This is a genomic window from Micromonospora sp. HM134, assembly GCF_007833915.1.
Lineage (GTDB): Bacteria > Actinomycetota > Actinomycetes > Mycobacteriales > Micromonosporaceae > Micromonospora > Micromonospora wenchangensis.
On sequence record NZ_CP041061.1, the window covers coordinates 909,444 to 932,251 of the forward strand.

23 protein-coding genes are annotated in these 22,808 nt (G+C 71.6%); 12 read left to right on the forward strand and 11 right to left on the reverse strand.

Annotated features, from left to right (window positions below):
* Positions 1–3 precede the first annotated feature (3 nt).
* Positions 4–450: a DoxX family protein gene (locus FJK98_RS04425; protein WP_145917884.1), complete on the reverse strand. Its 447-nt coding sequence runs from the start codon at positions 448–450 to the stop codon at positions 4–6.
* A gap of 85 nt (positions 451–535) precedes the next feature.
* Here FJK98_RS04425 and FJK98_RS04430 point away from each other — a divergent pair, with 85 nt between their 5' ends.
* On the forward strand, positions 536–1,105 hold the full coding sequence (locus tag FJK98_RS04430) for a TetR/AcrR family transcriptional regulator (protein WP_145917885.1): 570 nt from the start codon (positions 536–538) through the stop codon (positions 1,103–1,105).
* Positions 1,106–1,421: 316 nt separating this feature from the next.
* Here the strand turns inward: FJK98_RS04430 and FJK98_RS04435 are convergent, their stop codons facing one another.
* Positions 1,422–2,861, reverse strand: a complete 1,440-nt coding sequence (locus FJK98_RS04435) for a GuaB1 family IMP dehydrogenase-related protein (RefSeq protein ID WP_145917886.1) — start codon at positions 2,859–2,861, stop codon at positions 1,422–1,424.
* Between the two features lie 83 nt (positions 2,862–2,944).
* Positions 2,945–4,696, reverse strand: coding sequence for a biotin carboxylase N-terminal domain-containing protein (locus FJK98_RS04440; RefSeq protein WP_145917887.1), 1,752 nt, complete (start codon positions 4,694–4,696; stop codon positions 2,945–2,947).
* Positions 4,697–4,842: 146 nt separating this feature from the next.
* Between FJK98_RS04440 and FJK98_RS04445 the strand changes: the two genes are divergently transcribed.
* From FJK98_RS04445 to FJK98_RS04455, 3 genes are all read left to right on the forward strand, one after another.
* Positions 4,843–5,463: a PadR family transcriptional regulator gene (locus FJK98_RS04445; protein WP_145922565.1), complete on the forward strand. Its 621-nt coding sequence runs from the start codon at positions 4,843–4,845 to the stop codon at positions 5,461–5,463.
* Between the two features lie 116 nt (positions 5,464–5,579).
* Positions 5,580–6,539 (forward strand): ATP-binding cassette domain-containing protein, encoded by a 960-nt coding sequence (locus tag FJK98_RS04450; RefSeq protein WP_145917888.1) that lies wholly within the window; start codon positions 5,580–5,582, stop codon positions 6,537–6,539.
* Positions 6,540–6,556: 17 nt separating this feature from the next.
* Positions 6,557–7,312: an ABC transporter permease gene (locus FJK98_RS04455; RefSeq protein WP_145917889.1), complete on the forward strand. Its 756-nt coding sequence runs from the start codon at positions 6,557–6,559 to the stop codon at positions 7,310–7,312.
* A gap of 174 nt (positions 7,313–7,486) precedes the next feature.
* On the opposite strand, the gene FJK98_RS04460 is transcribed toward FJK98_RS04455, so the two are convergent.
* From FJK98_RS04460 to FJK98_RS04485, 5 genes are all read right to left on the reverse strand, one after another.
* Positions 7,487–8,140, reverse strand: a complete 654-nt coding sequence (locus FJK98_RS04460) for an O-methyltransferase (RefSeq protein ID WP_145917890.1) — start codon at positions 8,138–8,140, stop codon at positions 7,487–7,489.
* Between the two features lie 9 nt (positions 8,141–8,149).
* The gene (locus FJK98_RS04465; protein ID WP_145917891.1) at positions 8,150–8,806 is read right to left on the reverse strand and encodes a nucleoside triphosphate pyrophosphatase; all 657 of its coding nucleotides are present in this window, start codon (positions 8,804–8,806) and stop codon (positions 8,150–8,152) included.
* Between the two features lie 10 nt (positions 8,807–8,816).
* On the reverse strand, positions 8,817–9,971 hold the full coding sequence (gene mycP / locus FJK98_RS04470; RefSeq protein WP_145922566.1) for a type VII secretion-associated serine protease mycosin: 1,155 nt from the start codon (positions 9,969–9,971) through the stop codon (positions 8,817–8,819).
* A gap of 1,387 nt (positions 9,972–11,358) precedes the next feature.
* Positions 11,359–11,829 (reverse strand): hypothetical protein, encoded by a 471-nt coding sequence (locus FJK98_RS04480; RefSeq protein ID WP_145917893.1) that lies wholly within the window; start codon positions 11,827–11,829, stop codon positions 11,359–11,361.
* A gap of 127 nt (positions 11,830–11,956) precedes the next feature.
* Positions 11,957–12,169: an acyl-CoA carboxylase epsilon subunit gene (locus FJK98_RS04485; RefSeq protein ID WP_145917894.1), complete on the reverse strand. Its 213-nt coding sequence runs from the start codon at positions 12,167–12,169 to the stop codon at positions 11,957–11,959.
* 91 nt (positions 12,170–12,260) lie between these two features.
* Between FJK98_RS04485 and FJK98_RS04490 the strand changes: the two genes are divergently transcribed.
* Positions 12,261–14,366 (forward strand): serine/threonine-protein kinase, encoded by a 2,106-nt coding sequence (locus FJK98_RS04490; protein ID WP_145917895.1) that lies wholly within the window; start codon positions 12,261–12,263, stop codon positions 14,364–14,366.
* Between the two features lie 92 nt (positions 14,367–14,458).
* Positions 14,459–14,692, forward strand: a complete 234-nt coding sequence (locus tag FJK98_RS04495; protein ID WP_145917896.1) for a hypothetical protein — start codon at positions 14,459–14,461, stop codon at positions 14,690–14,692.
* 99 nt (positions 14,693–14,791) lie between these two features.
* Here the strand turns inward: FJK98_RS04495 and FJK98_RS04500 are convergent, their stop codons facing one another.
* Both FJK98_RS04500 and FJK98_RS04505 read right to left on the reverse strand, forming a co-directional pair.
* Positions 14,792–15,544: a GH25 family lysozyme gene (locus FJK98_RS04500; protein WP_145917897.1), complete on the reverse strand. Its 753-nt coding sequence runs from the start codon at positions 15,542–15,544 to the stop codon at positions 14,792–14,794.
* A gap of 163 nt (positions 15,545–15,707) precedes the next feature.
* Entirely contained in the window at positions 15,708–15,980 is a 273-nt protein-coding gene (locus FJK98_RS04505; RefSeq protein ID WP_145917898.1) for a hypothetical protein, read from the reverse strand.
* Between the two features lie 101 nt (positions 15,981–16,081).
* Between FJK98_RS04505 and FJK98_RS04510 the strand changes: the two genes are divergently transcribed.
* From FJK98_RS04510 to FJK98_RS33075, 4 genes are all read left to right on the forward strand, one after another.
* Positions 16,082–16,825, forward strand: a complete 744-nt coding sequence (locus tag FJK98_RS04510) for a M50 family metallopeptidase (RefSeq protein ID WP_145917899.1) — start codon at positions 16,082–16,084, stop codon at positions 16,823–16,825.
* Between the two features lie 160 nt (positions 16,826–16,985).
* Positions 16,986–17,978 carry a ketopantoate reductase family protein gene (locus FJK98_RS04515; protein WP_145917900.1) on the forward strand — a complete coding sequence of 331 codons (993 nt, stop codon included), beginning with the start codon at positions 16,986–16,988 and terminating at the stop codon, positions 17,976–17,978.
* A 72-nt stretch (positions 17,979–18,050) separates the two neighbouring features.
* On the forward strand, positions 18,051–18,548 hold the full coding sequence (locus tag FJK98_RS04520) for a SigE family RNA polymerase sigma factor (protein ID WP_145917901.1): 498 nt from the start codon (positions 18,051–18,053) through the stop codon (positions 18,546–18,548).
* A complete protein-coding gene (locus FJK98_RS33075) occupies positions 18,545–19,459 on the forward strand; it encodes a hypothetical protein (protein ID WP_168222383.1) in 915 nt (304 codons plus the stop codon). The genes FJK98_RS04520 and FJK98_RS33075 overlap by 4 nt, the downstream gene beginning before the upstream one ends.
* An 82-nt stretch (positions 19,460–19,541) precedes the next feature.
* On the opposite strand, the gene FJK98_RS04530 is transcribed toward FJK98_RS33075, so the two are convergent.
* Positions 19,542–21,122 (reverse strand): acyl-CoA carboxylase subunit beta, encoded by a 1,581-nt coding sequence (locus FJK98_RS04530; protein WP_145917902.1) that lies wholly within the window; start codon positions 21,120–21,122, stop codon positions 19,542–19,544.
* A 110-nt stretch (positions 21,123–21,232) separates the two neighbouring features.
* Between FJK98_RS04530 and FJK98_RS04535 the strand changes: the two genes are divergently transcribed.
* A complete protein-coding gene (locus FJK98_RS04535; RefSeq protein WP_145917903.1) occupies positions 21,233–22,108 on the forward strand; it encodes a biotin--[acetyl-CoA-carboxylase] ligase in 876 nt (291 codons plus the stop codon).
* A gap of 117 nt (positions 22,109–22,225) precedes the next feature.
* Positions 22,226–22,798 carry a PH domain-containing protein gene (locus FJK98_RS04540; RefSeq protein WP_145917904.1) on the forward strand — a complete coding sequence of 191 codons (573 nt, stop codon included), beginning with the start codon at positions 22,226–22,228 and terminating at the stop codon, positions 22,796–22,798.
* The last annotated feature ends 10 nt before the right edge of the window (positions 22,799–22,808 follow it).

A 22,808-nucleotide genomic window follows, 5' to 3' on the forward strand; every position in this document is an offset into this window, starting at 1 on the left:
CCGTCAGGGGCCAAACAGAATGGTCAGGGCGGTGCCGACGTACACGATCTGCATCGCCGTACGCGTGCCGAGCGGGGTGACCGGGCGGCCCGCCAGCGTCAGGCGTCGCCGGGCCGCCGAGACGTTCGCGGGGAACATCGCCACCAACAGCAGTGCCAGCCCGGCGGCGGCCGGACGGGCGGTGGCCGGGATCAGCAACCCGACCGCGCCGGCCAACTCCAGCACGCCGGTGACCGTGACCAGCATGCCGGGTCGGGGTAGCCGGGGCGGGACCATGGCGATCAGATCCTCCCGGCGGGGCGAGACGAAGTGAGCGAAACCGGTCATGACGAACAGTAGTGCCAGCCCGACGCGGAGTGCGGGGTGCCAGCCGTCGAGCGCGTCCACGCCGGCCAGCCCGGCCAGACGCGCGACGACGGAGCCGACGATCAGAGCGATAAACGGAACCACGGCTACCTCCTCGGTGGCAAATCTTTATGCTGACAAGATTTGATCGCCGATGGCCTTCTTGTCAATGCAAAGTTATCCTGGTGTCATGACCGTCACCCGGCCCTACCACCACGGCGACCTGCCCCGCGTCCTGCTCCAGGCGGCGGTGACGGCGATCGAGGAAGCCGGGCCGGCGGCCCTGAGCCTGCGCGACCTCGCCCGCCGCACCGGTGTCTCCCACGCCGCCCCGACCCACCACTTCGGCGACAAGGCGGGGCTGCTCACCGCCCTCGCCGGCGAGGGGTTCGACCTGCTCGCCGCCGCCCTGACCGCAGCCGGCGACGACCTGCTCGACGTGGGCGTGGCGTACGTGGACTTCGCCGTCCGCCACCGGGCGCACTTCGAGGTGATGTTCCGACCCGACCTCTACCGGGCCGACGCCCCCGAGGTCCGGGCCGCCCGGGAACGGGCCGGCGCGGCACTGCACACCGGCGTGGCGACCCTGCCGCCGGACCGGGCCGAGCCGGGCGAGGCGCGCACGGACGCGCTGGCCGCCTGGTCGATCGTGCACGGCTTCGCCACCCTCTGGCTCTCCGGCGCACTCCCCCCCGACGTCGAGGCCGACCCCCGCACCGCCGCCCGCACCGTCATCCGCCGCCTCTTCCCCCCACCCTGACCCCCACCGGCCTCCCCTCCCAGCCCGTCCCCCTCACGTCCGCCCTCCCCGCCCCGGCCCGTCTCGCCCCGGCCCGTCTCGCCCCGGTGATCAAGAAGTTTGCGTCAGACCACCGCTCTGAGTTGGCGCAAACTTCTTGATCACCGACGTCGGCGGGGTGGGCGGGGCGGTGATCAAGAGGAAAAGGTCAGCCATCGGGGTGGGGGTGACGTAAACCTCTTGATCACCGGGGCGGGGCAGGGGGAGAGACAAGGGCGGGGAGAGGGCGCGGGGCGGGGGCGGGGGAGGTGGGAGGGAGGCGGGGTAGGAGGAGGAGTTACCAGCTAGTGGGGAGGGGCATGCCTTCGGTGTAGCCGGCGGTGCTCTGGATGCCGACGAGGGCGCGCTCGTGGAACTCGTCCAGGGTGCGGGCACCGGCGTAGGTGCAGGCGCTGCGTACCCCGGAGACGATCTCGTCGATCAGGTCCTCGACGCCGGGCCGGGCCGGGTCCAGGTACATCCGGGCGGTGGAGATGCCCTCCTCGAAGATCGCCTTCCGGGCCCGGTCGAAGGCGCTGTCCTCGGCGGTCCGGGCGCTGACCGCCCGCGACGAGGCCATCCCGAAGCTCTCCTTGTAACGTCGCCCGTCCGGCTCGGTGTAGAGGTCACCCGGCGACTCGTAGGTGCCGGCGAACCAGGAGCCCACCATCACGTTGGACGCCCCGGCGGCCAGTGCCAGCGCCACGTCCCGGGGGTGGCGTACCCCGCCGTCGGCCCAGACGTGCCGGCCGAGGGCGCGGGCCGCCGCCGCGCAGTCCAGCACGGCGGAGAACTGGGGCCGGCCGACCCCGGTCATCATCCGGGTGGTGCACATCGCGCCCGGCCCCACCCCGACCTTGACGATGTCCGCGCCCGCCTCGACCAGGTCGCGTACCCCTTCGGCGGTGACCACGTTGCCGGCCGCCACCGGCACCGGGGGGTCGAGCTTTCGGACCGCCCGCAGCGCGGACATCATCCGTTCCTGGTGCCCGTGCGCGGTGTCCACCACCAGGGTGTCCACCCCCGCCGCGAGCAGCGCCTCGGCCTTGCCGGTGACGTCACCGTTGATGCCGACCGCCGCCGCGATGCGCAACCGTCCCCGGTCGTCGACGGCCGGCTTGTAGAGGGTGGCCCGCAGCGCGCCCTGCCGGGTGAGCACCCCGACCAGGCGGCCGTCGTCGTCGACCACCGGGGCCAGTCGCCGCCGTCCCGCGTTGAGCCGCTCGAATCCGGTACGGGGGTCGGCGTCGGCCGGCACGGTGTGCAGCTCGGTCGACATCACGTGCTGGAGTTGGGCGAACCGGTCCACCTCGTGGGTGTCCGCCTCGGTGACCACCCCCACCGGCCGGCCCGCCTCGTCGACCACCACCACCGCGCCGTGCGACTTCTTGGGCAGCAGGTGGATGGCGTCACCGACGGTGTCGGTCGGGTGCAGCGTGATCGGGGTGTCGTGCACCAGGTGCCGCTGCTTGACCCATTCGACCACGGTGGCGACCACCTCGATCGGGATGTCCTGCGGGATGACCGCGATCGCGCCGCGCCGGGCCACCGTCTCGGCCATCCGGCGGCCGGCCACCGCCGTCATGTTCGCCACCACCAGCGGGATGGTGGTGCCGGTGCCGTCACCGGTGGACAGGTCGACGTCGAGCCGCGAACCCACCTCGGACCGGGCCGGGGCCATGAAGACGTCGTTGTAGGTCAGGTCGTGCGCGGGCACCGCGCCATGAAGGAACCTCACCCGGCCATCATTCCCGCTTCCGGCCCGTCCCGCCGCCGTCGGTGGCTCACACCACCCTGCCCCGGTGGGCGTACGGCGGCGAATCAGGAGATGGTGCAGATCGCCGCTCCGGCGGTGAGCACCGCGCCCACCTCGGCGGCGAGCCCGGTGACCGTGCCTGCCTTGTGGGCGTGCAACGGCTGCTCCATCTTCATCGCCTCCAGGACGACGACGAGGTCCCCCTCGGCGACGGTGTCCCCGTCCGCGACGGCGATCTTGACGATGGTGCCCTGCATGGGGGAGGTGAGCGCGTCGCCGCTGACCGCCGTACCCGTGCCGGTGCCGCCACCCCGGCGGGCCGGCCTGCGGGCGGCGGGGGCGGCGGTGGTCGTACCCCCGGTGAGGCCGGCGGGGACGGTGACCTCCAGCCGCTTGCCGCCCACCTCGACCACGACGGTCTCGCGTGCCGCCGCCGTCTCGGCGGGGGCGGCGGTCGGGGTGAACGCCGGGACGGTGTTGTCGAACTCGGTCTCGATCCACCGGGTGTGCACGGTGAACGGCTCGGTGGTGAACGCCGGGTCGCGTACGACGAGGCGGTGGAACGGCAGCGCGGTGGCCATCCCCTCGACGACCATCTCGTCGAGCACCCGGCGGGCCCGCTCGATCGCCTCGGCGCGGGTCTCGCCGGTGACGATCACCTTGGCCAGCAGCGAGTCGAAGTTGCCGCCGATCACGTCGCCCGCGCTCACCCCGGTGTCGACCCGGACGCCGGGGCCGGTGGGCAGGCGCAGCGCGGTGATGGTGCCGGGCGCGGGGAGGAAGTTGCGGCCCGGGTCCTCGCCGTTGATCCGGAACTCGATGGCGTGCCCGCGCGGGACCGGGTCCCCGGTGAACCGCAGTTTCTCACCGTCGGCGATCCGGAACTGCTCGCGGACCAGGTCGACGCCGGCGGTCTCCTCGGTGACCGGGTGCTCCACCTGGAGTCGGGTATTGACCTCCAGGAAGGAGATGGTGCCGTCCGCGCCGACCAGGTATTCCACCGTGCCCGCGCCGTGGTAGCCGGCCTCCCGGCAGATCGCCTTGGCGCTGTCGTGGATCTGGCTGCGCTGCGCGTCGGTGAGGAACGGCGCGGGGGCCTCCTCGACCAGCTTCTGGTGCCGTCGTTGCAGGGAGCAGTCCCGGGTGCCGACCACGATCACGTTGCCGTGCCGGTCGGCCAGCACCTGCGCCTCGACGTGCCGGGGCTGGTCGAGGTAACGCTCGACGAAGCACTCGCCGCGACCGAACGCGGCGACCGCCTCCCGGGTGGCCGACTCGAACAGGTGCGGGATCTCCTCCAGGGTGCGGGCCACCTTGAGGCCGCGCCCGCCGCCGCCGAAGGCGGCCTTGATGGCGACCGGCAGGCCGTGTTCGACGGCGAAGGCGGTCACCTCGTCGGCGTCGGCGACCGGATCGGCGGTGCCCGGGACCAGGGGCGCGCCGGCCCGCTGGGCGATGTGCCGGGCGGTGACCTTGTCGCCGAGGTCGCGGATCGCCTGCGGGGTCGGGCCGATCCAGGTCAGGCCCGCGTCCAGCACGGCCTGGGCGAAGTCGGCGTTCTCGGAGAGGAAGCCGTAACCGGGGTGTACGGCGTCCGCGCCGGCCCGCCGGGCCACCTCGATCAGCTTGTCGATGCGCAGGTAGCTGTCGGCGGCGGTGTCACCACCGAGGGCGTACGCCTCGTCGGCGAGGGTGGCGTGCAGGGCGTCCCGGTCGGAGTCGGCGTAGACGGCGACGCTGCCCAGACCGGCGTCGCGACAGGCCCGGATGACACGGACGGCGATCTCGCCACGGTTCGCGATGAGTACCTTGCGCACCTGGTGCTCCTCCCGGGGTCGTTGCCTGGGGAGTGTATCGGCAGCCCGGAGGCCCCCTAACGATCACTCAGTGTGGGATGTCGCACTGTGGGCCCGGTCGACTAGTCAAACTTGGTTATTACGCTTGTACGGTGTCTGCGACTCGGTTGATGATCCTGGGGCTGGTCCGGTGGATGCAGCCCGTGCACGGCTACGACGTACGCCGCGAGCTGTTGAGCTGGAGTGCCGACAAGTGGGCGAACGTGCAGCCCGGCTCGATCTATCACGCGCTGCGCAAGCTGGCCGAGGAGGGACTGTTGCGGACGGTCGCCACCGAGCAGGTCGGTGCCCGACCGGCGCGCACCACGTACGAGGTGACGCCGAAGGGGGACGACGAGTTCGAGACGCTGCTGCGGGCGCAGTGGTGGCAACTGCACGAGGTGGCCGACCCGTTCGTGGCGGCCTTCTCCTTCCTGCCGGCGATGCCCCGCGAGGAGGCGGCGGCGGCGCTGCGCAACCGGGCGAACCTGCTGCGCGCCGGTGTCGAGTCGATGCGTGCCTCGTTGGACTCGGACTGGGTGCGCACCAGCAAGCCGGTGCACGTGAGCTGGATGTTCGAGCTGTGGCTGGCCCGGGCCGAGGCGGAGATGGCCTGGTGCGGGCGGATCGCCGAGCGGATCGACTCGGGGGTGTCGTACCTGCCTGCTGGGCTGACGGGGACGGAGGGCTGGTCCGGCTGGACCGACGGCGGTCCGCCGCGCGACAAAAAAAGCAATAATCAACGTTGACCATAAGAGCTATATCGCGTTAGCCTGCTTCCGGCCCGTTGGCGGGAGCACGCCGCATGGCGTCACGGGGGCAGACGACGGCCGGCACCACCCGGCCCGGACGACCAGGAGCAGAGATGATCGAGACCAGGGGGCTGCGGAAGTCGTTCCGCTCCCGGCAGGGTCGGGAGACGAAAACGGTCGACGCCGTCCGGGGGGTGAACCTCCAGGTCCCGGCGGGGGAGATCTTCGGCTTCCTCGGCCCCAACGGCGCCGGCAAGACCACCACCCTGCGGATGCTCGCCACGCTCATCGAGCCGGACGGCGGTGAGGCCACCATCGCGGGCGCCGACCTGCGCAAGGACCCGGCCGAGGTGCGCCGCCGGATCGGCTACGTGGCCCAGGGCGGCAGCACCTGGGACGAGTGCACCGCCCGCGAGGAACTCGTCCTGCACGCCAGGATGTACGGCATCGGCAAGGCCGACGCGCACCGCCGCGCCGTCCGCGCCCTGGAGGCCTTCCAGCTCACCGAGTACGCCGACCGCAAGTGCAAGACCTACTCCGGCGGCCAGCGGCGACGGGTGGAGATCGCCCTCGGCATCATCCACGAGCCGAAGATCGTCTTCCTGGACGAGCCGACCACCGGCCTCGACCCGCAGAGCCGTGCGCACATGTGGGACGAGATCCGCCGGCTGCGTACCGAGGGGATGACCGTCTTCATCACCACCCACTACCTCGACGAGGCCGACGCGCTCTGCGACCGGATCGCGATCATGGACCACGGCGAGGTGGTCGCCGAGGGCACCCCGGCCGAGCTGAAGCGGGAGATCTCCGGCGACGTCGTGCTGGTCGGCCTGGACGTGGCGAGCACCCCGCAGGCCGCCGAACTCCTCGACGGCGAGGAGTACCTCAACAAGCTGGAGACCGTCGACGAGGGCGGGCTGCGCCTCTACGTCGACGAGGGTGCCACCGCCATCCCGCAGATCCTGCGCCGGCTCGACCACGCCGGGCTGGTCATGAGCTCCATCGAGCTGCACCGCCCCAGCCTCGACGACGTCTTCCTCACCAAGACCGGCCGCTCGCTGCGCGAGTCCTGAGACACCGGAGACCACGGATGAAATTCGCCCGCGACACCTGGCTGATCTTCCAACGCCAACTCCAACTGCTGCTGCGCAACCCGGTCTGGGTCTTCGTCGGCGTCTTCCAGCCGGTGATGTACCTGCTGCTCTTCGCCCCGCTGCTCAAGCCGGCGCTGAACGCGCCCACCCAGGCCGCCGCGTACAAGATCTTCGTACCCGGCCTGCTGGTGCTGCTGGCCATCTTCGGCGGGCTGTTCCAGGGCTTCGGCCTGATCGCCGAGCTGCGCGCCGGGGTCATCGAGCGGTCCCGGGTCACCCCGATCAGCCGGCTCGCCCTGCTGCTCGGCCGCTCCCTGCGCGACGTCGTCTCGCTGATCGTGCAGGCGGTCATCATCACCCTGCTGGCGCTCCTGTTCGACCTGCGGGTCTTCATCGGGGACCTGCTGCTGGCGTACCTGATGCTGGCCCTGATCGCGCTGATGACCTCGGCCGTCTCGTACGGCGTCGCGCTCAAGGTCAAGAGCGAGGACGCGCTCGCCCCGCTGATGAACACCGTGGCCCAGCCGGTGCTGCTGCTCTCCGGCATCCTGCTGCCGCTCACCTTCGCCCCCGGCTGGCTCCAGGGGGTCGCCGAGTGGAACCCGTTCTCCTGGGCGGTCGACGGCACCCGCGCGTTGTTCGCCGGTGACCTCGCCAACGACAAGGTGTGGCAGGGGCTGGCCATCATCGCGGTGCTCGCCGCCGCCGGCGTCTTCTGGGCGGCCCGCCAGTTCGCCCGCAGCGTCCGCTGAGGGTCGTCGCCACCCCGGGCGGGGCCCGGTCACGCGCTCGTCGCGTCAGACCGGTGCCCCGCCGTGGGGGAGGTGATCGACCTCATGTCGCCAATTCAGCGGTATCGGTGCGAGGTGGACACCACAACATCGGCCCAGGGGAGGCGATCTTGCCAGGCTCCCCCGACCGGCCGGTCAGCGCACCCGGGCGAGGGTGACGCCGTCGGCGAGAGGCAGCAGTACCGCGTCGACACGTACGTCGGCCAGCACCTCGTCGTTGAAGGCGGCGATCGCCCGGTCGGCCTCGTCGCGCGGGGCGAGCACCCGGCCGGCGCGCAGCGTGTTGTCGACCGCGATCACCCCGCCCGCCCGCATCCGGGGCACCAACTCCGCCCAGTACACCGGATAGCCGACCTTGTCGGCGTCGATGAAGGCGAAGTCCAGGTGACGCTCGTGCGGCAACTCCCGCAGCGTCTCGGCGGCCGGACCGATCCGCAACTCGATCCGGTCGGCCACCCCCGCCCGCTGCCAGTACGACCGCGCGATGCCGGTGAACTCCTCCGAGATGTCGAAGCAGGTCAACCGGCCGTCCTCGGGCAGCCCCCGGGCGATCGCCAGCGACGACAGCCCGGTGAACGTGCCCACCTCGACGGCCTGCCGTACGCCCAGCAACCGGGTCAGGAAGGTGAGGAACGCCGCCTGCTCCGGCGCCACCTGCATCTCGGCGTGCGCCGGCAGCACCGCCCGGGTCTCCTCCGCCAGGTCACGGATGATCTCGTCCGGCGGAGAACCATGGGCGACGATGTAGGCCTGTAGTTCCGGCGTCAGCGGCAACGGCTTCGTGGTCATGACCGGACGTTAGCCGAGCGGCTCGACCTCCTGGGCTCCCGGCGCGACCTTCGTCCACAGGTCCGTGATGCTCAGCCGCAGATCGTGCAGGAGTTGACGGAGCAGCGGCAACGACAACCCGACCACCGTGCCCGGATCACCCTCGATCCCGGTCAGGAACGCCCCACCCAACCCGTCGATGGTGAACGCGCCGGCCACCGCCAACGGCTCGCCCGTGGCCACGTACGCCGCGATCTCCGCATCGGTGACGTCGGCGAAGTGCACGACCGTCGAGGCCACCGCCCCGACCCGCGATTCGTGCCCCACGTCGACGAGGTAGTGGCCGGTGTGCAGCACCCCGCTGCGTCCGCGCATCCGCTCCCACCGGCGGGTCGCGTCGGCCGCGTCCGCCGGCTTACCGAGGATCTCACCGTCGAACGCGAGCACCGAATCACAGCCCAACACGAGCGTCCGCTCGTCCGGAGTGGAACGCAGCCGGTCGGCGACGGCCTGCGCCTTGCGCCGGGCCAACTCCAGGCACAGATCCTCGGCCCGTTCCGCGACCACCAGGGATTCGTCGACGCCGCTGACCAGCACGTCGGGTTCGATCCCGGCAGCCTGGAGCAACTTGCGGCGGGCGGGGCTCTGCGAGGCGAGCACGAGACGGAGCGGCAGGGAGTTCGACACGGGACCGACGCTACCGGCTGATTCTCGGCGGCGGGTCGTCGGCACGTCGACGTCGACGCCACACCAGGAACCCGCCGCCGGCCGCCACGATCACCCCCAACGTGACCCACCCCCGCACGGCGGCACCGCCGTCGCCGTCACCGCCGGCAGGCTGCGCGGCGGCACTCGTCGCGCCGCCCGGCGGGGTCGCCGTCGCACCCTCGAAACCGAGCGGTGGTACGTCGGCGGTGAGCGCGGCCACCAGGTCGATGACGCCGTAGCCGTACTGGTCGTCCCGGCCGGGCGGACCCTTGTCGACAGCCGTCGCGGTGAGGCGGTGGACGACCTCGGCGGCGGGGAGGTGGGGGTACTTCGAGCGGACCAACGCCGCCGCCCCGGCCACAATGGCGGTGGCACTGGAGGTCCCTGTCCCTTTGGAGTATTTACCACCGGTGCTGGTGCTGTAGATGTCTACAGCTGGCGCGGTGATGTCGATTCGTTTTCCCGTTACTGAGATGTCGGCATGGTTTCCGTGCTGATCAATTCCCCCAACTGCAACAACTTTGTCTTCCAGTGCTGGGTAGCTGACTCCCGAATCCTCGGGCCGATTGCCCGCTGAAGCCACCACGACGACGTCGGATTGGATTGCTGCTCGTAGTGCTGCTTTTAGTCGGATGGTTGTTCCAGAAACTGCGGAAATGTTGATTATGTCCGCGCCGTTGGAGGTTGCCCATTCGACGGCGGCGGCCAAATCTTCTGGGTTGCCGGCGTTGTTCTTAATCTTAAATTTGACGGGCAGGATTTTCGCTGCGGGAGCGATTCCTAATGCTCCTGATTGAGAGCCGCTCCCATGGGCGGCTATCAAGCCGGCCATTGAGGTGCCATGGCTGTCCTGGTCGACGTAGCTGTCTCCGCCCTTGCCGGGCGTAAAATTTCTTCCTGGAAGCAGGTTTCGATGTAGGTCTGGATGCTGATCGACCCCAGTGTCCAGTACCGCTACTGTCACTCCAGCGCCATCGGATATACTGTTTGCGTCAGTGCTCCTCAAGTATCGTAGATGCCATTGATCTCGCCTTACAGAATCTGATCCAGGGGCGCCCAAGGCCGCCTCTGCTGGTGGTGGAAAGACCGCCAGGGGAGCGATGTTCGCAATTATTGCTATAGCTAAGGTGGCTGCTTTTGTGATCAACTTCACCTGCTAAGGCCAATTGCTGGTCCTGGGTCAATCGGGCCCTCATCTTCAGGTGGACGAACGACTGGAGGGACTCCCTCTGCGGTTTCCCACGGATGGTCCCGATCCCAAGGTGTTGCCCGGTCCTTCCCCTGCTCTTCCCAGCCTGTCTGAGCCGGGGTGATCCCTCTGGGCGACGTGGATGTACCTCCCACTGAGGACAAACCGTAGGGGCCGCCGGCTTGTGAGCGGCCCTGCCCGGGGCGGGATCCCGCTGATCCTGCGGGGCCAGTTCCTGCTCCGCCGCCACCGATCAGGCCCCCGATGGGGTTGATTTTCCGCGACGAGTTGCTGGTTCCTGCCTGGCCGGTACCCAACCCTGGAGTTCCACCTATGAGACCTCCGGGCGGCATGGCGTGAGGAAATCCGGAGCGTGCGCTGTGCGAAGAGCTGCGCCTGTTAGTTGCTGATTGATCTTCAATTCCACTTCGGCCGTGTGGCGATTCTCCCATAGGAGGGTTTTTGGTTCCGTTGGCGGCCCGAGGAATCGTAGGGAAAGCGGGGAATCCATATCCGGGCGCGGAGCTTGCGCTGGGAAGTGTGACGCCAATTCCCCCCGTATGAGGTGGGGTTATTGGGTTTATCGACCCTGCCGCGCCAAGAATGGGTCCCATACTTTTACCCGTCTGGGAGGGGGTGCGGTCGGCCTTCGAAGGGCCTGTGGCTGAGGCGTTGGATCGTGTGGCTGTAATCGGGACTGGCATTATCGGAGGGATAACTGGCGCTGAGCTCCCTGCATATACGTCAGAGTTTTCGTTCTGCCTGCCAGGAGTAGGTCTAGGTGGGGGTTTTTGGAGCATGGCTTGGGCTTGTTGGAGTTCGCTGCTGAGCCCGAACATCAACCCCCGTGCCTGCACGTTGAGCCGTTCCAGGTCCGCGTCGGTCACCGGCGGGTCCACCACCCGGCTGCCGGCCGCCGCTTTGGGGTCGGCCAGCGTCGCCTCGTACCCGCGCTTGCGGGCGAGCTTTTCGGCGTAGTCGTCGCGTATCCGCTTGAGTTCCGGCCTGGTGCTGTCGATGGCGCGGGTGACGGCGGCGAGGGCGTCGTGGTTGGCGGCTGCCGTGTCGTGGGTGCGCTGCACCTTGCTGATCAGCTCGTCCAGTTCCCCGAGGTATGTCCTGGCGGCGGCGTTCGTGGCCGGCGGCCACGCCTCGGCGAGGCCGGCGCGGTACTGCCGGAGTTGCCGCAGGTGGTTCTGGGCGAGTTCACAGACCTTGCGCCATCCGGCGACGTGCTTCCAGTGCCCCGGCGTCTCCTGGTCCTGGAGGCACGCCCACATGCTGAGCACGTCCATCAGTTGCCAGTCGGTGAGGCCGGACGTCCGGCCGCTGCCCCGTTCGATCACGGCAGCACCACCGGGCCCGGGTTCTCCGGGCTGTTGGGTTCGGGGGCCGTCCACGAGGAACGGTCGGTGAGCAGGGTGGACGCGGTGCTCTGCGGGTTGTGCAGGGCGCGTTCGACGTCGGTCACCCGGGCGTCGGCGAACGCGTCGGAACCCTGGTAGTCGGCGGCGATCCGGTGGGCGGCGGCGGCCAGCCGGCCGGTGTTGCCGGCCAACCCGTGCACCAGGTCGGAGGTGGCCTGCTGAGTTTCCCAGTGCGCCTGGAGGAAGTGCACCAGTTCGATGAAGGCGTCGCACGGGTTGGGCACTGCGGCGGTCATGTCGTCGGCGATGTACCGCAGGTGCGGCGTGTAGTTCCGGTCGACCTCGTGCTGGAGCCGGTCGGCGAACTCCCGCATCTGTCGGATGTCGGCCTCGATGCCGCCGTAGCCACCCGACCCGGAAGCTGGGCGGCCCTCCTCTGGGATCACTGGTCCTCCCGACTGTCACGACGCCGTCTCCCAGAGTGAGGTTAGTGGCAAGGCGTCGATCTCGGCAGCCCCGGGCCGAGTGGCGGGGGCGACTGCGCGTACCCGAGCCGCGCAGCGGGGGAGAGCGTCAGCGGGGCAGGCCGGAGGCGCGCCAGGCACCGTGACCGGGCGCGGGGGTCGCGCCGGCCGGGCGGGCGCTGCGCGCCCACGCGGACCCCGCCACCGGCGGGGGCGGGCCGGCCGGCCGGGAATGGAGCGCGAGCGCGCCCACCAGCGCGGCCAGTTCCTCGGCGGTCGGGACCCCCCGGACGATCCGGAACAGCGGCTCTTCGGCAGACATGACGCCAGGGTACGCGTCGACAACTTGACCCACGTCGCACAGTGGCGTGCCGGCGGTGTACGCGTTGGTGGGGCCGGGTACCGTCTCACCGATGTCTGACGTACCTTCCCAACTCGTCGCTGACCGGTACCGGCTGCTCTCGCCGCTCGGTCAGGGCGGCATGGGCCGGGTCTGGAAGGCCCGCGACGAGGTGCTGCACCGGGACGTCGCCATCAAGGAACTCGTCCCGCCGCCCAGCCTGACCGACGACGAGCGCCGCGAGATGCGGGAACGGTCGTTGCGGGAGGCGCGGGCGATCGCCCGGCTCAACCACGTCAACGTGGTCCGCATCTTCGACGTGCTGCGCACCGACGGCGACCCGTGGATCGTCATGGAGTACGTGGCGTCGAAGTCGTTGCAGGACACCCTCGCCGAGGACGGTCCGGTTCCGGCGTCCCGCGCGGTGGAGATCGGGCTGGGCGTGCTGGGCGCGTTGAAGGCCGCCCACAAGGCCGGTGTCATGCACCGGGACGTCAAGCCGGGCAACGTGCTGCTCGGCACCGACGGTCGGGTGGTGCTGACCGATTTCGGACTGGCCACCATCCCGGGCGACCCGAACGTCACCCGCACCGGCATGGTGCTCGGTTCACCGGCGTACATCGCGCCGGAGCGGGCCCGGGACGGCACCGCCGGGCCGGAGGCGGACCTCTGGTCGTTGGGGGCGACGCTCTACGCGGCGGTGGAGGGCAAGTCGCCGTACGCCCGGCCGTCGGCGATCGGCACCCTGGCCGCGTTGGCCACGGAGCCGTTGCCGCCGGCCAGGAACGCCGGCCCGTTGAAGCCGGTGCTGACCGGCCTGCTCCGCAAGGACCCGACCGAGCGGATCACCGCCGAGGTCGCCGAGCGCATGCTGCGCCGCGCCGCCGGCAAGCGGGCCAGGGGCATCTCCCTGCTCGACGGGGTCCGCCGACCGGGGCCGAACGGTCCGCGCGAGCCACGTACCCCGGTGGTGCCGGCGCCCCGCCCGGCGCAGGGCGGGACCGGCGCGAAGACCTCGTCGTCCCTGGCCGCCGCAGCGGGAGCCGCCACCGGTGCCGCAGCCGCGAAGGCGGCGGCGGACAGCGCCACCGCGAACGACAGCGCTGCCACGCGGGTCACGGCGGGCGGTGCCACCGCGACGGGTGGCGCGGCGGAACCGACGGTCGTCACCGGCGCGTCGACGGTGGGTGCGGACGCCACCGCGACGGTGCCGGCCGGGGTGGACGCCGGACCCACCACGAAGGTCACCCCGCCGACCGGGGCCGACGCCGCGTCGACCGGCCCGGGGGATTCGGCCGACGCCCCCGCGACCGGCGAGGCTGTCGCACCGGCCGACGCGGACGCCGCACCGACCAGCAAGATCGACCCACCGGTCCGCGCCGGTCGTTCCGACCAGCCCCCGCCGGCCAACCCCACCGCCGTGCTGGACGCGCCGGTCAGCCCGCCCGCCGGGTCCGCCGGGGTCGCCTCCGTCCCGGTGTACGACGGGACGCCACCGGACCACAAGCGCCGTAACCTGCTGATCGGTGCGCTGGTCGCGGTGCTGCTGGTGGGGTTGGCGCTGGCCGTCCCGCTGCTCACCCGCTCCGACGACCCGGAGAACGGCACCCCGCAGGCCACCGACCCGACGAGCGCCGCCGCCTCCTCCGCCGCCCCCACGTCGGCTCCGGCACCCCCGCCCCCGACCAGCGCCGCGCCCAGCCCGACGCCGTCGGCCACCCCCTCCACCGACCCGAACGCGCTGCCCGAGGGTTGGGAGATGTACCAGGGGCCGACGTTCAAGGTCCCGGTGCCGAAGGGCTGGCGGCGCAGTGTCCGTTCCGACTCGGTGGTCATCACCGAGCCGAACGGGGTGCGGGAGCTGTTCATCCAGTGGACGTCCAGCCCGCTCAAGGACGCGGTCGCCGACTGGAAGAGCAAGGAAGCGGACCGGAAGAAGTACGTCAACAACTACGAGTACATCGACATCAAGGCGTGCGGCGGCTACCGCACCTGCGCCGACTGGGACTGGCTGGAAACCCGGGACAACACCCGCATCCACGTCCGCAACCGGGGCTTCGTCACCGCCACGAACCGGGGCTACGCGATCCGGTGGGAGGTCGCGGCGAAGGAGTGGAACGCCAACCTGGCCAACCTCGCCCTGATCACCAGCCGGTTCGTGCCGGACCGGAGGAACTGATCCCGGGGGATTCCCGCCGGGGGTGAAATCGTTTCGCATGACTTTCCGTCATCCGGGGTATCTGACCCGGGACGACGGAAGGAGGTAGCGAGATGAGTTACCGACGCAGGGACGCCCGGCCGCGACTGGCACTGTGGATGCTCGTCGCTCTCGGCGATGTCGTCCTGCTGCTGCTCAGCGCCGGCGTGGCCGCGCTGGTCGTGTCGATCGCCGTCGTGACGGTCGCCGCCGCCGGGGTCGCCGCCTGGCGGCTGAGCCGACGGGCCGCGACGACCACCGCCACGGATGCCGTGACCATGCCGTTGACCAGCCGGAAGAGCGCCTGACCCGACGCCGGTCGTCGACCGCGACGGCGGCAGCGGGACCAGCCATCGACCGTACGGTGATGGCTGGTCCCGCTGCCGCCGAGCCGTCTGCGGGGGCGGTCAGGTGTTGTTCGCCAGCGCGATCAGCCGGGAGCGGTCGCCGTTCCAGTAGTTGCGGTCGACGTTGCCGCTGATCCCGGAGACGCTGCCGGTGCTGGTGTACTGCCAGAAGCTCCAGACCGGGGCGCCCGCCGGCAGGGTCCCCGGCGCGCTCGCCCAGCGGGCCAGCCAGAGCGGGTGGTTGGCCCACGGGCCCGTCCAGCTGCCGGTGCACTGGTTCCACCAGCTGGTGGTGGTGTAGATCACCGCGTACCGGCCGGTGCGGGAGCGGTAGGTGTTGAGGAAGTCCTGGATCCAGTTGCGCATCCCGGTGGTGGACAGCCCGTAGCAGGTACCGCCGCTGTACGGGTTGGCCTCGATGTCCAGCGCCGCCGGCAGGGTGCGGCTGTCCGCCGACCAGGCTCCGCCGTTGCTGGCCAGGTAGCCGGCCTGGGTGGCGCCGGAGGAGGCGTTCGGCAGGGCGAAGTGGTAGGCCCCGCGGATCACCCCGGCGTTGTAGGCGTTGACGTAATTGGTGTTGAAGTTCGGGTCCTTGTAGGTCGTACCCTCGGTGGCCTTGATGAAGGCGAACTCGATGCCGGCGTTGCGGACGCTGGTCCAGTTGATGGAGCCCTGGTAGCGGGAGACGTCGACGCCGGCGGTGGTGGCGGCGGCCGCAGGTCCGGCCGTGACGACGAGGGCCGCGGCCGCGGTGGCGGCCACGGTGAGACCGGCGGCGAACAGCCGGCGCATCGAGAATCTGGTACGGGTCATGGATTCCTCCAGGGACGCCAATCGATTGACGCCAATCTTTGGAGATTCCTGCCCTTGATCGCAAGAGGGCTTAAGGAAACTTTCATCGACAACGGTCGACTCGACGTGCGGTGATCTGAACCGGTCAGGGCAGGCCGGAGGCGGTATCAGGCAGCGGGTCGGCTCAGCGCAGCGTGGCCGGGTCGAGCTGCCAACGGAACGGCTCGGCCAGGGTCAGCGTCTCGCCGGCCTTCGCGACCCGGTCCTCCACGGCGTTGCCCGGCGAGACGATCTCGCAGACCAGGGCCACCTCGCCGGCCTCGACCACCGTGCCCTCGTCGTCGGTGTCGGCGACCACCACGTCGGGAATGACGATCCGGTTCGGGGTGTCGCCCATGGCGAGGTAGCCGGCCTCGGTCCAGGGGCCGACGTGGTGGTCCAGGGGAGCCGGGTCCACCGGCCCTCACCTACCGCTCCGCTCGGCGCCCGGTCAGGTCTCACACGGTACGGGGCGACGACCGTCGAGTGACACGATCCGGCCGGGTAGGCTCCCCGGCCATGGTGTCGATCGACGGGCTGGGCGACCTCTGGGACCGGCTGTTCAGCGCCCAACCCGACCCGCCGCCCCTGCTGGTGGTGCTCACCGCCGTGGCCGCGCTGGTGGTCGTCGCGGTCCGGTCGTCCTGGCGGGTCGCCCGCAACGCGGTGACCATCGCGCACGAGGGCGGTCACGCCCTGGCGGCGCTGCTCACCGGACGACGGCTGCACGGCATCAGGTTGCACTCGGACACCTCCGGCCTCACCCTCAGCGCCGGCCGTCCCACCGGCCCCGGCATGATCCTCACCCTGCTCGCCGGGTACGTCGCGCCGTCCCTGGTCGGCCTGGGCGGCGCCTGGCTGCTCGGCGGCAACCGGATCACCCTGCTGCTCTGGGTCGCGGTCGCGCTGCTGCTCGCCATGCTGCTGCTCGTCCGCAACGTCTTCGGGGTGCTGTCCCTGCTGGTCACCGGCGGGGTGGTGCTCGTCGTCTCCTGGTACGCCACCCCGCAGGTGCAGGCCGTGTTCGCCTGGACGTCGGTCTGGTTCCTGCTGTTCGGCGGCGTCCGGCCGGTCTTCGAGCTGCAACGGCTGCGCAGCCGGGGTCGGATGCCCGAGTCCGACGCCGACCAACTGGCCCACCTGACGCCCTTCCCGGCGCTGCTCTGGGTGCTCGTCTTCGGGCTGGTCAACCTGTTCGCCCTCGCCGTCGGCGCGGTCCTGCTCGCCGGCCCGCTGCTCGCCGAGGCGGGCATCCCACTCTGACCCGGGGCGGGCGTCCCGCGTCGGGCCGGGGGCGGGCGTCCCGCGCTGACCGGATACGGCGTCCCGCGCCGGTCGGGGAGCGTCCGATCGGGCCCGGGGTGACCGGTGGCACCCCGACGTCGGGTCGCCGACCTGGGCGGATGCGGGCAGAATCGGTCGGGTGCGATACCTGATCATCGGAGCGGGCGCGGTCGGCGGCACCATCGGCGTACTGCTGGGGGAGGCCGGCCGGGACGTGACGCTGGTGGCGCGCGGGCCGCACCTGGCGGCGATCCGGCGCGACGGGCTCACCCTGCGCACCCCCGGGCGGGCGGTGACCTGGCGGGGGCCGGCCACCGACGGGCCGGGACCGCAGCCGTTGCCCGCCGACACCGTCCTCGTGCTGACGGTCAAGTCGCAGCACACCTGGGCCGCCCTGGACACCTGGGCGGACGCCCCGGTCGCCGGGGGCGGTACGGCGGGCCAGCGGCTGCCCCTGTTCACCGCGCAGAACGGGGTGGCGAACGAACCCACCGCGCTGCGCCTGTTCGCGCAGGTGCATCCGGTCTGCGTGTGGCTGCCGGCCACCCACCTCGACCCGGGCGTGGTGATCGCCAGCGGCCACCCGTACCCGGGGATGTTGCACCTCGGGCGCTACCCGGGCGGTGCCGACGAGGTCGACGCGGCGGTGTCGGCGGACCTGACCGCCGCCGGTTTCCTCGCCCCCGTCCGCGACGACGTGATGCGCTGGAAGTACGGCAAACTGCTCAACAACCTCGGCAACGGGGTGCAGGCCCTGTTCGGTGCCGGCCTGCCGGACCGGCTGCTCGACCGGGTCCGGGCCGAGGGCGTCGCCGTGCTCGCCGCCGCGGGCATCGCCCACCCCTTCGACGAGGAGGAACGCGCCGAACGCGGGGACCGGGTAGGCACCCGGCCGGTCGACGGGCAACCGCGCAGCGGCAGCTCCACCTGGCAGAGCCTCACCCGGGCCGCCGGTACCACCGAGGTCGACCACCTCAACGGCGAGATCGTGCTGCTCGGCCGCCGGTACGGGGTGCCCACGCCGGCCAACGCCGCCGTGCAGACGGCGGTCCGGCGGCTGGCCCGGGAACGCCTCCCCGCCGGCACCTTCCCGCTCGCCGAGCTGACCGACCTGCTCGACCGGGCAGAATGACCGGCTGACCACGCAACCCACCGGGGCGCGGCACGCGTGTCACCTCTGACCGCCACGGGGGAGGTAACCAGGGTGCCGGACGTCGACGGCTTCGACGAGTTCTACCGGGGCAGCCGGCAACGGCTGCTCGGCTTCGTCTACGCGCTCACCGGCAACCTGGCCGAGGCGCAGGACGCCGTGCAGGAGGCGTACATCCGGGCCTGGCAACGCTGGTCGACGGTGAGCGGCTACGACGACCCGGAAGCCTGGGTACGCGTGGTGGCCTCCCGGATCGCGGTGAGCCGGTGGCGCAGCCTGCGCAGCCGGGCCCGCGCCTACCTGCGGCACGGGGTGACGACCGAGAGCGTGCCCGGCCCCGGCACCGAAACCCTGGAGGTGGTCGCCGCCCTGCGGCAACTGCCCGAGGAGCAGCGCACCGCGCTCGCCCTCTACTACCTGCTCGGCATGCCCGTGGCCGAGGTGGCCCGGGAGACCGCGGCCCCGGTGGGCACGGTCAAGGCCCGGCTCTCCCGGGGGCGTGCCGCGCTCGCCGGGCTGCTCGCCGGTGGCGACCTGGAGGAGGTCCGATGAGTGAGGAGCTGGCCTTCGTCGACCGGCTGCACCGGGACCTGCGTGAGGTCCGCTGGCCCGAGCCGGCGGAGCTGCGGGCCCGCGCCCGCCGCCGCAGTCGTCGTACGGCGGCGCTGTCGGCGGCGACGGTGCTCGTCGTGCTGGCCGGTGCCGCCGTGGCGGTACGGGAGCGGCCCACCGGGCCGGCGACGCCCACCGCCCCGGTCGCGGCCCCCGTGTCCGCCCCCGCGTCGGCCCCGGTTCGGACGGAGATCCCCCTCGACGCCCTGCTGACCCCCGCCGACCTGCCCACGAAGACCGGCGTACGGCTCGGCGACACCGGCCTGGGGGAGATCGTCCGGATCGATCCGCTGCTCGAATCGTGCGGGCGGGAACGCGACGTCAGGGCCCAACTGTCGGTGTCCCGCGCCTCCCGGTCGCAGACCCTGCTCCGCCCGACGACCCGGGCCGGCCGGCCGGCCACTCCGGTGCTCAGCCAGGACGTCTACCGCATCGAACTGGCCCGGGGGCGGTTGCTGTTCGGCGAGATCGACCGGCTGCTCAACGCCTGCGCCGAGTGGACCCTCAACGCGTCGACGCTCGCCGCCGACCAGCAGCCGGTGGCCACCGGGCAGGAGCACCGCTGGGAGCCGACGGCGCGGGACTTCGCCGGTGACCAGTCGGTGCTGCTGCGGCACGTCGCGTCGCAGCCCCTGGCGCAGACCGGCGGGAAACCGGTCGGCGCGGCGGCGACCGTCGAGACCACCCTGGTGGTCCGGGTCGGTGACCTGGTCACCGTGGTGGTGCCCGCCCCGGACACGGTCGCCGACCGGGTCGACGGCACCGGGTCGGGGATGAGCCAGGCCGACCTGCTCGCGCTGGGCGGGACCGCCGCGAAACGCCTCTGCCCGGCCGCCGACGCCCCCTGCTGACGGGCGTGGCCACGCCGGCCACGCCCGCGCGCCCCGCCGCTCGGTGCGGGTCACGCGGAAGGGGCCGGCCGGAGCAGCGCGGCTACAGCGGGATGTTGCCGTGCTTCTTCGGCGGCAACGTCTCCCGCTTGGTCCGGAGCACCCGCAGCGCCCGGACGATCTGGGTCCGGGTCTCGTGCGGCGGGATCACCGCGTCGACGTACCCGCGTTCGGCGGCGACGTACGGGTTGGCCAGGGTGTCCTCGTACTCGGCGATCCGCTCGGCGCGGACGGCGGCCGGGTCCTCGGCGGCGGCCAGTTCCTGCCGGTAGAGGATGTTCACCGCGCCCTGCGCGCCCATCACCGCGATCTGCGCCGTCGGCCAGGCGAAGTTCAGGTCCGCCCCGAGGTGCTTGGAGCCCATCACGTCGTACGCCCCGCCGTACGCCTTGCGGGTGATCACGGTGACCTTCGGGACGGTCGCCTCCGCGTACGCGTAGATGAGCTTCGCGCCCCGGCGGATGATGCCGTCCCACTCCTGGCCGGTGCCGGGCAGGAAGCCGGGAACGTCCACGAAGGTCAGCACCGGGATGTTGAACGCGTCGCAGGTGCGCACGAACCGGGCGGCCTTCTCGGAGGCGGCGATGTCCAGGGTGCCGGCGAAGTGCATGGGCTGGTTGGCGACCACCCCGACGGGACGGCCCTCCACCCGGCCGTAGCCGACCACCATGTTCTGCGCGTAGAGCGGCTGCACCTCCAGGAACTCGCCGTCGTCGAGGACGTGCTCGATGACCCGGTGCATGTCGTACGGCTGGTTGGCCGAGTCGGGGATCAGCGTGTCCAGGTCCCGGTCGGCGTCGGTGACGTCGAGGTCGGCGGGCGCGTCGAGGACGACCGGCTCGTCGAGGTTGTTCGACGGCAGGTAGGACAGCAGCGCCTTGACGTAGTCGACCGCGTCGTCCTCGTCGGTGGCGAGGTAGTGCGCGTTGCCGCTGCGCGTGTTGTGGGTACGCGCGCCACCCAGCTCCTCCATCGCCACGTCCTCGCCGGTGACCGTCCTGATGACGTCCGGCCCGGTGATGAACATGTGCGAGGTGCGGTCGACCATCACGGTGAAGTCGGTGACCGCCGGGGAGTAGACCGCGCCGCCCGCGCACGGGCCCATGATCAGGGAGATCTGCGGGATGACCCCGCTGGCCCGCACGTTACGGAAGAAGATCTCGCCGTAGAGGCCGAGTGAGACGACGCCCTCCTGGATGCGTGCCCCACCGGAGTCGTTGATCCCGACCACCGGGCAGCCGATCTTCATGGCCAGGTCCATCACCTTGACGATCTTTTCGCCGAAGACCTCGCCGAGGGAGCCGCCGAAGACCGTGAAGTCCTGTGCGAAGACGCAGATCTGCCGGCCGTCGACGGTGCCGTAGCCGGTGACCACCCCGTCGCCGTACGGGCGGGTGCGGTCCAGCCCGAAGTTGGTGGACCGGTGCCTGGCGAACTCGTCCAGCTCGACGAAGGAGCCCTCGTCGAGGAGCATGTCGATCCGCTCCCGGGCGGTCTTCTTGCCCCGTGCGTGCTGCTTCTCGACGCCGCGTGCGCCCGCGTGCACCGCCTCGTCGACCCGGCGCTCCAGGTCCGCCAGCTTGCCCGCGGTGCTGTGGATGTTGGTCCCGGTATCGGTAGTCACCCTGGGAATATAACGATGGTTCAGGCCGACGCCGCTGTGCAGTACGCCTCAGTGGCCTGCGCCGGAGGCGGGCCGGGCGGCGGTGTCGACCCGGGCCGTAGGCTGGCGGGATGCCGGGTTCGCCGTACACCGATCTGGACCGACCGCCGCTGTCGGCGGCGCGGCTGTCCCGGGCGTTGACCGCGCCGTCGGGCCCCTGGCGTCGGCTGGACCTGCGGCCGGAGACCGGCTCGACCAACGCCGACGCGGTCGACGCCGCGCGGGCCGGCGAGCCGGAGGGCCTGGTCGTGGTCGCCGAGCGGCAGACCGCCGGCCGGGGCCGACGCGGCCGGGCCTGGCAGTCCCCGCCCCGGGCGGGTCTCGCGACGAGCGTGCTGCTGCGGCCCGGCGAGGCCGTCACCGCCCGCGACTGGCCGCCGGCCGCCCCCACCGGGTACGGCTGGCTGCCACTGCTCGCCGGTGTCGCGCTGGTCGAGGCGGTCTCCCGGCTAGCCGAACTGGACGCCGGTCTGAAGTGGCCCAACGACCTGCTGATCGGGGACGCCAAGTGCGCCGGCATCCTGGCCGAGGCGGTGCCGGCCACCGGCGCGGCGGAGCCCCCCGCGATCGTGCTCGGCATCGGGCTGAACGTGACGCTGCGCGCCGACGAGCTGCCGGAGAACCCGACCGGGCTGCCGGCGACCTCGCTGCAACTGGCCGGGGCCACCGCCACCGACCGGGACCCGCTGCTGCGGGCCCTGCTGCGCGCCCTCGCCGACTGGTACGACCGGTGGCGGCTGGCCGGCGGGGACGCCGACGCGTGCGGCCTGCGGGAGGCGTACCTGGCCTCCTGCGTCACGGTGGGCCGTCAGGTGCGGGTGCTGCTGCCCGACGGCACCAGCCTGACCGGGCTCGCCACCGGGGTGGACGCCGACGGGCACCTGCTGGTCGACACCGCCGCTGGGCAGCGTCGGCTGGCCGCCGGGGACGTGCTGCACCTGCGGTGACCGGACGGCCCTGCGGTCGGTTCGTGCGCGGGGTGCACGGCGGGCCGCCCGGCTGATCCGGTGGGTCGCCCCGACCGGTTACGGTCAGCGCGTCCGATTGTCGCCGAGGAGGTTCCCGTGGCGTTCCCCGAAGACGTGCTCACCGAGGACGAGCACGTCGTCCTGCACCTGCACCCGCACTGGAAGGCGCTGCTGCGGCCGATCCTGGTGCTGGTCCTCGGTGTCGCGGCGGTGGTGGCGGGCTGGCTCCTGCTGCCTGACGGCGACGGTGGCGCGCTCGTGCTCGCCGTGGTCGCCGGACTGTTCCTGATCGCGGTGCTCTGGCTGGGGTTGTGGCCGTTCCTGGTCTGGCGCAGCACGCACTACCTGTTCACCAACGAGCGGGTACTGCTCCAGGAGGGTGTCTTCTCCCGGCACCGGCGGGACCTGCCGCTGGCCCGGATCAACGACCACTCGATGACCCAGCGGTTCACCGAGCGGCTGCTGGGCTGCGGCACGCTCACCATCGAGTCGGCCGGCGAACGGGGCCAGTCGGTGCTGGTCGACGTGCCCCGGGTCGACCGGGTGCAGACCACCCTCTACGAGCTGGTGGAGGCGCAGCACGACAAGCACACGTTGGGCGACGGGGAGATGCGCGACATCCTGGCCGACATGCGGGAGGGCAAGCCGTTGCGGGACACCAGCGGCTGATCCTCGCGGG